This window comes from Pseudanabaena sp. UWO310 (genome assembly GCF_006861605.1).
GTDB lineage: Bacteria > Cyanobacteriota > Cyanobacteriia > Pseudanabaenales > Pseudanabaenaceae > Pseudanabaena.
This window is the reverse complement of record NZ_SELU01000104.1, coordinates 1-10891: the sequence shown is the minus strand read 5'-3', so window position 1 is coordinate 10891 and position 10891 is coordinate 1. Positions and strand designations below refer to the sequence as shown.

At 43.4% G+C, this 10891-nt stretch carries 9 protein-coding genes; 6 read left to right on the top strand and 3 right to left on the bottom strand.

What is annotated here, in order from left to right; genetic code table 11:
- Nucleotides 1-523 precede the first annotated feature (523 nt).
- The gene (gene hemW / locus PseudUWO310_RS22055; RefSeq protein ID WP_143190505.1) at nucleotides 524-1699 is read left to right on the top strand and encodes a radical SAM family heme chaperone HemW; all 1176 of its coding nucleotides are present in this window, start codon (nucleotides 524-526) and stop codon (nucleotides 1697-1699) included.
- Between the two features lie 74 nt (nucleotides 1700-1773).
- On the opposite strand, the gene PseudUWO310_RS22050 is transcribed toward hemW, so the two are convergent.
- Nucleotides 1774-3030, bottom strand: coding sequence for a DUF58 domain-containing protein (locus PseudUWO310_RS22050; RefSeq protein ID WP_143190504.1), 1257 nt, complete (start codon nucleotides 3028-3030; stop codon nucleotides 1774-1776).
- A gap of 454 nt (nucleotides 3031-3484) precedes the next feature.
- On the opposite strand from PseudUWO310_RS22050, the gene PseudUWO310_RS22045 reads away from it, so the two are divergent.
- A complete protein-coding gene (locus PseudUWO310_RS22045; protein WP_143190503.1) occupies nucleotides 3485-4768 on the top strand; it encodes an ATP-binding protein in 1284 nt (427 codons plus the stop codon).
- A gap of 9 nt (nucleotides 4769-4777) precedes the next feature.
- On the top strand, nucleotides 4778-5152 hold the full coding sequence (locus tag PseudUWO310_RS22040; protein WP_143190502.1) for a response regulator: 375 nt from the start codon (nucleotides 4778-4780) through the stop codon (nucleotides 5150-5152).
- An 86-nt stretch (nucleotides 5153-5238) separates the two neighbouring features.
- Here the strand turns inward: PseudUWO310_RS22040 and PseudUWO310_RS22035 are convergent, their stop codons facing one another.
- Entirely contained in the window at nucleotides 5239-5826 is a 588-nt protein-coding gene (locus PseudUWO310_RS22035; protein ID WP_143190500.1) for a sulfite oxidase-like oxidoreductase, read from the bottom strand.
- 355 nt (nucleotides 5827-6181) lie between these two features.
- Here PseudUWO310_RS22035 and PseudUWO310_RS22030 point away from each other — a divergent pair, with 355 nt between their 5' ends.
- Nucleotides 6182-6790, top strand: coding sequence for a DciA family protein (locus PseudUWO310_RS22030; protein ID WP_143190499.1), 609 nt, complete (start codon nucleotides 6182-6184; stop codon nucleotides 6788-6790).
- 92 nt (nucleotides 6791-6882) lie between these two features.
- Nucleotides 6883-8130, top strand: a complete 1248-nt coding sequence (locus PseudUWO310_RS22025; protein WP_143190498.1) for an ATP-binding protein — start codon at nucleotides 6883-6885, stop codon at nucleotides 8128-8130.
- 98 nt (nucleotides 8131-8228) lie between these two features.
- Here the strand turns inward: PseudUWO310_RS22025 and PseudUWO310_RS22020 are convergent, their stop codons facing one another.
- On the bottom strand, nucleotides 8229-9227 hold the full coding sequence (locus PseudUWO310_RS22020) for a phosphoribulokinase (protein WP_143190497.1): 999 nt from the start codon (nucleotides 9225-9227) through the stop codon (nucleotides 8229-8231).
- Between the two features lie 176 nt (nucleotides 9228-9403).
- Between PseudUWO310_RS22020 and PseudUWO310_RS22015 the strand changes: the two genes are divergently transcribed.
- The gene (locus PseudUWO310_RS22015) at nucleotides 9404-10759 is read left to right on the top strand and encodes a PQQ-binding-like beta-propeller repeat protein (protein WP_143190494.1); all 1356 of its coding nucleotides are present in this window, start codon (nucleotides 9404-9406) and stop codon (nucleotides 10757-10759) included.
- The last annotated feature ends 132 nt before the right edge of the window (nucleotides 10760-10891 follow it).

Genomic DNA, 10891 nt, shown 5'->3' with positions numbered 1-10891 from the left:
CTTATATAGCAATAAATAGCAATAAGGGACTTGCGAGAGAATAAGATACCAATCCAGATTTGCCAGAATCGGTGGCGCGGCTCCGCCGCGCCACCGATTCTGGTTTTATATTTGGTACTTCATTAAATCGCAAGTCCCTAAGTATCTCAGCATAAATAAACTGAAAACCTAAAAGCCTATTTCTCCTGTGTAGCAGGCAGCCTAGGCTCTGATTTTATACTTTAACTATGCTGACGTACTTAAGTAACTGGGCATAATTAAATCCCAGAATCAAAACCTATATCGCACGCTGTGCTTGCACTACAGGTTTTGGGGTTTTATTTTTATGTTTAATTGCGCCTAGCAACTGAACTATTACAACTGACTATTGCAATAGTCAATTATGTTTGGATAAATTCAAAACCCCAAAAAGAGGAGTGGTGTTTCGTTCCGTTCTTCTCTTTTTGGTTAGGATTGGTTACAGCAAAGGGGATAGCTGTTTGTGATAATGAATAGATAACTTCGCTAGTGATTGATAAACGTCTTGAGCCAAATATTTCCTAAATCTCTGTATCTACATATACCGTTTTGTAAAAGGCGTTGTTTTTACTGTGACTTCGCCATTACTACTGGCGGGGAAAATTTGAAACAGCAATATGTTGATGTTCTCTGTCAAGAAATTATACTTACTGTCGAGCAGATTCCACCTGAGGCGACGTTGCAAACAATCTTTTTTGGTGGTGGCACTCCATCTTTACTAACCGTCCAACAGGTCGCCCAAATCTTAGAAACGATCGCTACATACTTTGCGATCGCTACCGATGCGGAAATCTCTTTAGAAGCTAATGCGGGAACTGTTGGTACGGAAAGTTTACAAGGATATCGAAGTTTAGGGATAAACCGCATTAGTCTTGGCGCACAGGCTTTTCAGCAGGAATTATTGGATGTTTGTGGGCGAGGGCATAGGGTGGAGGATATCTATGCAGCAGTTGACTCAATTCAAAAAGCTGGGTTTGAGAACTTTAGTTTAGACCTAATTTCTGGACTTCCCCATCAATCGATGACAGATTGGGAATACTCGCTGAGATCGGCGATCGCTTTACAACCGACCCATTTCTCCATTTACGATCTCATTGTTGAGGAAGGGACGGCATTTGGTAAACGCTACCAAGCAGGCGATCGACCATTACCCTCAGAATCGCTAACCGTCGAGATGTATCTTGCTGCCCATCGGTTAATGACTGCTAAGGGGTATGAACATTACGAAATATCTAACTATGCGAAGCCTTCCTATCAAGCTCGACATAATTTGACCTATTGGTACAATCAACCCTTTTACGGCATGGGTATGGGGGCAACTAGTTATATTAACCGTCAAAGAATTGATCGCCCCCGCAAGATACGCCCCTATTTTGATGCTATTGCGCAATGGAAGTCAGAGGGAATTGGCTTTACGGCTCCCACCATTACGCCTGCGGAGGAGCTAATGGATACATTAATGCAGGGATTGCGATTGGCGGAGGGATTAAGTCTGAACGCTCTAATTGCCGCTTTTGGCAGGGAATTATGCGATCGCGCCTGTGAATGTCTGGAGCGCTATCGCGATCGCCATTGGGTCGAGTTTGTCGAATATTCAGAAGATATACGGATTATGTTAGTTTCTCCCGATGGTTGGCTATTTTCCAATATCATCATTGCTGACTTATACGATAATTTATAGCTCAAACCCCAAGAATTGATTGGCGGCGCGAAGCGCCGCCAATCAATTCTTGGGGTTTATGTCCTACAGGCGATTCAAGTGGCGAGATATCCCTGAAGTTGCGATCGCAAAGACTTATAACTCAAGTCATCAGCATCGGATATCGTCTCGATTACTAATCCCAGCGATCGCTGATTGGGAACCGATACTGGAGTCGCTTTTCCTGAAGCTTGCCACAGTAGCCATCGACTGCCCAAGGGTAAATAGGCAATACTATCGGTACTGTGGGAGATCCACACAACAGGGAGATCGGGAAGATCCTTGACAATATCGGTAGGAGTTACCGAGTGGTCAGCCATATTCACCGCAGCTAATGTTTCTAAGACGGCCCGATCGCTTTGGACTATCCCTGTATCATTTGTCCATAGGCGCACGCTTAGCTTGGATTTTTGGGCATAAAAATAGAGAGAAGCTGCGGCTACTACCGCTTCCTCAAAGGCTTCAGGCTGCCATCCTGCGGAATTATCGAGGGCGATCGCTACTTCCTGTCCCCCAAGGGTTACTTCCAATTCGCGCACCCGTAATTCCCCAAATTTGGCACTAGTACGCCAATGGATTAATCTAGTCGGATCGCCCCAGCGGTATGGACGTAAAGTTTTGGTTAAGCCTTCCGATGCATTGCTGTAGTTATGTTCGTCGCTATATTGACGGGGGCTGGTGTCCTGTCCTAACTGGTCAACCAAAGGACAGCGATCGAGGGGGATTACCGTGGGATAAACGATCGCCTTTTGTCCTGATGGACAGGCTCGACGACTGCGAAACAGTCCCAAAGGACTAGATGTAGCGATTTCCGTCGATCTAAATAAAAATATACCGCGCTTAGTAGTTTTGGCTTCATAGCTCCAGCGATATTCTTGCAGGGGGGCAATTATCTCAATTACTACATCTTGTTGCAGAATATTGGAAAGATTTTCTGGCAGTATATCGCTGACTTCGAGCAGCTTTTTCTCAGTCCGCCCCGTATTTTGAATCGTCAAATCCATCCACAGATCGTCACCGACACTTACAGGATCGATGGGCGATCGCTTTACCACCATTTCTGCTAGCAAGCGCTTGGGCATTACGGCTCCCACAATTAACAATGCAAAACTTACGCCACTAATGACATACAACCACCCCGACAGCGTATTCGTTGCCGCCATAAAGAAGAAGATCGTAAAGGTGCTATACATTCCCCCAATAAATTCTGGTGTCGCAAAGCGCCATTCGAGCCACTTAAAGAAGCGTGCGATCTTAGATGGAGGCTTTTGCCGAGAATTCCGTTGCTTGCGATCGCTGGAGCTACTTGACATATAGGTTTTTGGGCTTATTCTAACCCACAAAGTAAGATTCTTAATTTAAAGTGTCGAAAGAGCATTTACCAAAACTAAAACAGCGATCGAGCCAGCGTAAAATTTGAAAATGAATCGCGCAAAATAAAATACTGACATTACGGTTGCTCCTCAGCTCCTTCACTCTTGATTTCGTACCAGACTTTCGCAGATCTAGACGTGATTTTCGTCTTTATGGTTGCGTAATTATACTTACTAACAAATTGCAATGGCGGTGATCGCGATCGCAGGGATCGCCTAAAGGGATCCCCTAAGTGGCTGGGCATAATTCAAACCCCAAAACCTGTAGCGCACGCGCAGCGTGCGCTACAGGTTTTGGGGTTGTATATTTAATTGCGCCTAGCTACTTGAAAACGTGAGTTCGGATTACTCTGTAAGGCTTGGGTGCAAAGCGGTGTAAGTGTAAAATTAACTTATGCCTAAACAGTTATTAATCGCGCATCATTGCGATCGCCCTTACCAATGGTTAGATTTTGAAATGGAACTGATGCAGCAACTTGCCGATCAGATCGGTATAGCCCTATCGCAAGCACAGGTTCTAGAGCATTTAGAAGAAATCGTCGAATTGCGTACTGCGGAATTACGGGAAGCCAATCGCAATCTCCAGCAAGAGATTAGCGATCGCAAGCAGGCGGAAACTGCTCTGCGCCAGAGGGAAGAACAGTTAAGGCTGATTACTAATGCCTTGCCAGTGCTGATTTCCTATGTCGATGAGAACCAATGTTATCAATTTAACAATCAAGCCTATGAAGATTGGCTAGGCAAGTCTCTATCAGAAATCTATGGCAGTGATATGCAATCCGTTTGGGGGGATAACTGCTACTCAAGAATGCAGTCCCATGTGAAGCTAGTGCTAAGAGGTCAGGCTGTGACCTATGAAAATGAAATTCTCTTAAAAGATGGTTCGCCCCGCTCCGTGAAAGTTACCCACATTCCCCATGTTGATGAACATAAAAATGTTAAAGGTTTTTTTTCACTAACTGTCGATATTAGCGATCGCAAAGCGATCGAACGCATAAAAGATGAATTTATCGCCTTTGTCAGTCATGAATTGCGCACCCCTTTAACTTCCATGCATAGTGCATTAAAGATTTTAGCAACGGGAAGACTAGGAACTCTTTCACAAGAAGGGCAGCAAATTCTGGAAATAGCGGATGACAATACAGAGCGCCTAGTCCGCTTGGTCAATAATGTCCTTGATTTGCAGCGCATCGAGTCTAGTGAAGTGAAAATGGAGAAACAGGTCTGTAATGTTTCCACTTTAATGATTCAGGCAATAGAAGCAATGCAGCCAATGGCGCAGAATCACGGTGTAGTTTTAGTAGTTGAGCCAGTTGATATCAATATCTTTGTGGATTCTGATTACATTGTGCAAGCACTAACCAATCTCATTAGTAATGCGATTAAATTCTCGGCAGTGAAAGGTAAAGTATGGCTAACTGCGGAAAATCGACCGAATGCCGAAGTGCTATTTTCCGTTTCCGATGAAGGTCAGGGTATTCCCGATGACAAACTGGAAATTATTTTTGAAAGATTCCAGCAAGTAGACTCCTCTGACTCTCGCCGTAAAGGTGGCACGGGTTTGGGGTTAACCATCTGTCGTCAGATCGTTGAACAGCATGAGGGCAAAATTTGGGCTGAGAGTACCCTTGGGAAAGGTAGTACTTTTTCGTTTACTCTGCCATTATTCAACCTATGAGCTAAAACTATGCCAATCAAGAGGATTTTGGTAGTTGATGATGAAGAAAGTATTCAAACTGTTGTACGGTTTGGGATGCAGATGGTGGCTGACTGGGAAGTGTTAGTTGCTAGTTCAGGAATGCAATGTATGAAAATAGCTGATGATGAAAAGCCTGACGCTATTCTGCTCGATGTGATGATGCCCGATATGGACGGGCTCGCTACCTTTAAAGCCCTACAATCCGATCCCCACACTGCACAAATCCCAGTGATTTTTTTAACTGCGAAGGTTCAGACTTCAGAAAGACGACAGTTTAATGACTTACGTATAAGCGGCGTAATTACGAAACCATTCAATTCCCTCGATCTGCCTGATCTAATTACGAAAATACTTGATTGGTAAGTCCACAAAAATTGGTATAAAACCCCAAATTATGAGTGGCGGTGCAAAGCGCCGCCACTCATAATTTGGGGTTTCCAAATAATCGACTAGAAAGCGCTATACCTTTCCTCGGCAAAGGGTTCGCCACGATGATGATAGCCATTACGCTCCCAGAAACCAAGTTGCATTTTGTTGAGAAACTCTAGCCCATTTAGCCACTTAGCACTTTTCCAAGCATAAAGATGGGGGACTACTAATCGTACGGGACCGCCATTATCCACGGGTAAAGGCTTACCAAAAAGCGTATGGGCAAAGAAATTTTCTTCCCGTACAAAGTCCTCCATCGCAATATTGGTGGTATAGCCACCGTAACAATGTTCCATTAAATGTAAAGCTTGCGGCTCGATTTCGATATATTTTAAAAAGTCAGTTACTTTGATCCCTTGCCATTTGACATCTAGTTTTGACCATGTGGTGACGCAGTGAAAGTCAGCCGTAAATTCAGTTTGAGGCATTGCCATCAAGTCATCCCATGTGAAGGTTTTCTCTGTAGCTAGTCCCCAAACCCGCAATTGCCAATCTTGACGTTGAATATTGGGTGTATCTCCATAGGTCATGATTGGGAAGCCATTGGTTAGCCGCTGTCCTTTCGGAATGCGATCGGCCTTGGGCGATTTAAATAAATTTTCAAACATAGAAAATCTTCACTCACAATCAACTGTGAATATTATCGCTGTTTCCTAAGGTAAACGCCTACAGTTATATAGCGATCGCCAAATCTACTAGGGCATACACCCTAAGAATTGACTGGCGGCGCTTCACGCCGCCAGTCAATTCTTGGGGTTTGATTTGTCCTAATTCAAGTGACTGTAGCTATAAAAAACCAAACCAGTGAGCATACCGCCCGCGCAGCGGGCGGTATGCTCTTCTGGGTTTTAAGCTTACTTATGCCTAGCTACTTAGTAGCTGTTTATAGAAATGCTAATCTGAGGATCGGAAAGCGTAAAATGATTGCTAATCTTAAGCAAAAGATATGTTTGGTTTACGGATATGTCCCTAACAGGGTTACCAAATATTTTGCATGGTATCCAGTCCCGCACCAGTTGGCAGCAACGCTGTCAATATTTGTTGATCGTTGAAAAATGGTCTGATATTGTTGGTGAATCGGTCGCACTGCAAACCTGTCCGATTGGGGTATATCAAAAAACTTTACAGGTAGCAGTCTCAAGTTCAATTTGGTCGCAAGCGCTGACCTTTGAAAGGGTAAGAATATTGGCGAAGATTAATGCACTATTTAGCGATTTGGGAAACTTAGCGATCGCTGATATTCATTTTTCTACAGCAAAATGGGCGACACAACAACAGACGTTGAAAGAAATCGCGAAAGAACGTCAAGCTGTGACCGAGGATCACCCCAGTTACTTACCACCTGCCCAGCCCCCATCCAAACCACTCAAGCCAAGTCTTAAAGTTGTTCAGCCAGAAACTCCCAAGCCACCTGCAACGGCAAAGGATGCATTTCAACGTTGGCAAGATGTGATGAAACTGAGAACCAATCAAATGCCAAAATGTCCGAGATGCAATCGTCCTGCCTTGGTGGGGGAACTATCTCGATGGCAAATGTGTCGAGTATGTGCGATCGAGAATTTGTTCAATTAGAATTTGTTTAATTAGAATTTGTTTGATTATTCAATTAAACCTCAAGATATTTCAAGATATTTCAAGATATTTCAAGATAAATAATATGCATTATGACAAACCTAGAATCTCTCCATGCCTGCAACCCTAGCTTTGCCATCGTTTTACCAAAGGAAGAGCATTACTATGTAGATTTAGCGGCGGCAAAGGGGGATGATGTTGTCAAAAGAATGCGGAGAGCGATCGCGCTGTCTCCCAACAAACCAACCTGTCAATTGCTCTCAGGGCATATCGGTAGCGGTAAATCGACGGAATTGTTAAGGTTGAAATATGAGCTAGAGCTGCAAGGGTTTGCCGTAATTCACTGTGCTGCGGATAAATATCTCCAGATTGATGATGTGGGCTTAACTGAGATTTGGCTGATGATCCTGACGGCGATCGTGCAGCAACTGGAAAGTAAAGGCGATTCGTTATCGCTTGCCTACTTGCCCAATGCGATCTCGGAAATTGAAAAATGGATGCGGTTGCCTTCTCCCATTGGTATTTCTACCTATGTTCCACGTTTACAAAGAATTTTGCAAGCTTTACAAGATAGCGAGCAACATCGCCGCCAGTTACAACATTACTTTGAGTCACGGATCAAAAACCCCTTACTTGTTGCCATTGAAGAAGTCACGGGAACGGAGATTGATCGCTTGAAGCATTTAGGGAAGAAGGGACTGGTTGTTTTGGTTGATAACCTCGATCGCTTGTCTCTCGAACAAGCCAAAATTATTTTTGGTGAAGGTGGGAAGTATTTACGGCAGTTTCAATGTCACACAATCTACACGATGCCTCTTTTGGCAATTATCCATAGTGACGAGCAATTTCAGCAGAGATTTCAGAAGTATTTAAAGGGCAATGCGCCGATTATATTGTCCAACTTGCAACTCCGCGATCGCCTTGGGGTCGTTAATCCTGAGAGTTTAAACCTACTGCGTCAAGTTGTTTTAGCGAGAATGCTGCCGAATATCGCTCCTGAAAAATGGTTGGAAAGGGTGACGGATTGCTTTGATCGCTTAGAAACCCTCGATTGTCTATGTCTGGAAAGTCATGGGCATTTACCCTATTTACTATCGATTTTACAAGGCTGCTTGCAATCACAAAATCCACCGATTTCTCTAGAGACTCTCACCCAAGTTTTAGAGATGGATCGGATGCATCGACTCTCGACAATTAGCGATCGCGATCGGCAAACTTTGCAGCAATGTCTGAACAGGGATTATGTCCTCACTCCTGAAGTCGTCAACCTATGCCGTCGCCGTTTACTTTTTGAGCATCATGATGATTCTGGCTCTTGGTTTAGTAGTCCCTTTTTGTAGCCCCTTTTTGTAGCAATGTATCGCCTATGTTTGGACAAGTTTTATAGAGTTGCGGCGCAAAGCGGCGCAACTCTATAAATATAAATGCGATCGCCGATCTATGCAGTGACGGGTTCTACTGGTTGTGTCAGTCTCTCAAAGGTTGCCCGCATCTTTAGCCCCACAATGATTTGCAACAAACCCGTACCATTGTTAGAACCTGGATAATCGGGGTGTTTGAGTAGGAGTTGCGTCAATTCCCCGTAAAACTTGGCATTGGTACTACTGAGATGATTTTCGATATAGACCATCTCTTCAAGGCGATCGAATTGTCCGTCGATTTCCAAAATACTGACGGGTTGACCGAGCCAGCTATCGGGACCCGAAAATAGTTTGATGCCAGGATAGGAGCAGGTTAGTTTTGTCCCACAGGGAATCCAAGAAATTGTTGACCCTTCATCAAAGAGATATGCAGGTTCTAATCCCGCAACTCCAGTACGTTGAATCAAACGCACGCGCAATACTTTTTGCTCGCTATCGTGGGGAAGGAGATTGGTAGGTAGAATCTGAATGATGATATCGGCATGGGCTTTTTGGGGATCGATATAAGCTTCAAAGTCTGGTCGCCGTGATTCGATCGCTTGCACGACATCGCTGAGGGTATGACCGCGTTCAGCCATGTCCCGTTGAATTTTCCAAGCGATCTTGACTTCATTACTGAGATCGAGATAAATGCTGAAATCAAGCAGTTTCCGCACACGTTCGTCATAAATTGGATGCAAGCCTTCGATAACGATGACTTTATTGGGCTCGATTAGTTCGGGCGGATCGATTAAACCTGTTTCGTGGTTGTAGATCGGCTTCATCACCGATTTTCCTTCCTTGAGAGCCTTAATTTGCTCGTACATCAGATCAAAATTGTTGGCACGAGGATCGAGAGCAGTAATCCCTGTTGCCTTTCGCTGTTTGCGATCGAGACTATGATAGTCATCTAGACAAATCACGGTCATAAATTCTTCGCCAAACAGATCCTTGAGTCTTCCTAAAAATGTGGATTTCCCACAACCAGAATCACCTGCAACTCCAATCACAACAACGCGGTTGGTCTTACTGCTCATATTTCTGAACCGATCCTTATAAATAAAAATGTATTTATTACTACTGATTTCCCAAGTTCCAATCTACCAAAAGGGACACCGATAGGGATTTAATCTTGATTTAACTTTAATAATTGATTTTATTTATGAATTTAATATAAATTATAGACTTGTAAAGTTTAGGTGCTTGAGCAAATATGGCGATCGCTGTTATGCAAGTAATATCATCAAAATTTAAATTGCAATATTCTCAAAAACTGGTCAATTTTGGGAAATACTTTCTGATTTCCTTAGTGCTGCTGCTAGGTTTACATCTTGTCGCCTATGCAAATAATCCTGAAGTAATCCTTCAGCCTGAATGGACTGCTAATTTAGAAGCGAGCACCCCACTGATTACGAATGGTGAGATGGTGTTTGCAATTGCGAACCAGAACTATAGTGGAGAGCCAAGGGATTATTCGGCAAATTTATTGGCGGTTAATATTGCATCGGGAAAAGTGCAGTGGCAGCAGAAATTACCATCTCATCAGACTCTTGGTAGTCGCAAGTTAATTTTAGAGAATGGAACTATTTATGCCAGTCATGACAATGGCGTTGTGGGATTTGAACCTGAAACTGGTTCTCCTAAAACATCGTTTAAGTATGCAGAATATATGGATGGCGGTATCCGCGATCGCTTGATGGGGATACATCAAGATATTGCGGTATATGGTGATTCTATACCAATTGATGATAGCACCTCCAGTCTCACGGACTATCAAACAAAGGTATTTGGTAGTACTAAAGAGAAAACGCTTTGGTCGTACCAACTTCCTAAAACTAATGGGTTGATTGGTATTCAGGCAATCAATCCAGTGGTACAGAATGGAATTTTATTGTTGCCTTCCTTTCACAACACAACCGCAGGTCGGCTCGAACAATTTACGGTGATGGATGTAGCATCAGGTCGAGTTCTTTGGACTTGGGAAGCGCCGCAAGATCCTAATGGCTTATGGTCAGCCAATGTTTTTGGAGATACGATCTATACTTCGGTCTTTGGTAATACCAAGACGCAGCCATCGGGACGCATTCGTGCGATCGCTCTCCAAACTGGTAAGGAAAAATGGTCGTATGTCATTACTGGCAAAGTTAAAGCCGTTAGCGATCGTGAAGTTTTAATCTGGGAACCTAAACAGAACTCTCGTGGTAGCTTTGTGGTTTTAGACAAGGAAACGGGTCGATTCTTACGCAGATTTACAGTAACTCGTGTCTATGACAATGAGCCTCAACTTTTAACTTGGGTAGATGGACAAGTTTATATAGAAGATATGGAAATCAAAAATGTGACCTTGGGCTTTTATGGTTCTGCTGACAACAATAGTTGGGTCAGTGCCTTTGACGATAAAACTGGCAAATTGCTATGGCGAACTCCCACTTTGATGAATAGCCATATTTACTATCCACCCATTGTGATTGGGACAGCCGATAACCCTGAGAAAAAACGTTTGATTTTTGCTAGTAATTTCCTGAGAAAAGAAGGTAGTAGTAAATTGCAATCTTTTCTTATTCCTTGAAATCTAATTAGCTATAGCAGTGAAAGTTTTACTTAGGACATAAAAACCAAATAAATAAAGGCGGCGCGAAGCGCCGCCTTTATTTATTTGGTTTTTGATTTGTCCTAACTATCTCTTTCATTGCTATAAGAG

Excerpts from the sequence above, each read along its gene's own strand:
- PseudUWO310_RS22025 (WP_143190498.1), top strand. The coding sequence starts at position 6,883 with ATGACAAACCTAGAATCTCTCCATGCCTGCAACCCTAGCTTTGCCATC.
- PseudUWO310_RS22040 (WP_143190502.1), top strand. The coding sequence starts at position 4,778 with ATGCCAATCAAGAGGATTTTGGTAGTTGATGATGAAGAAAGTATTCAA.
- PseudUWO310_RS22050 (WP_143190504.1), bottom strand. The coding sequence starts at position 3,030 with ATGTCAAGTAGCTCCAGCGATCGCAAGCAACGGAATTCTCGGCAAAAG.
- PseudUWO310_RS22020 (WP_143190497.1), bottom strand. The coding sequence starts at position 9,227 with ATGAGCAGTAAGACCAACCGCGTTGTTGTGATTGGAGTTGCAGGTGAT.
- PseudUWO310_RS22045 (WP_143190503.1), top strand. The coding sequence starts at position 3,485 with ATGCCTAAACAGTTATTAATCGCGCATCATTGCGATCGCCCTTACCAA.
- PseudUWO310_RS22035 (WP_143190500.1), bottom strand. The coding sequence starts at position 5,826 with ATGTTTGAAAATTTATTTAAATCGCCCAAGGCCGATCGCATTCCGAAA.
- PseudUWO310_RS22015 (WP_143190494.1), top strand. The coding sequence starts at position 9,404 with ATGGCGATCGCTGTTATGCAAGTAATATCATCAAAATTTAAATTGCAA.
- PseudUWO310_RS22030 (WP_143190499.1), top strand. The coding sequence starts at position 6,182 with ATGTCCCTAACAGGGTTACCAAATATTTTGCATGGTATCCAGTCCCGC.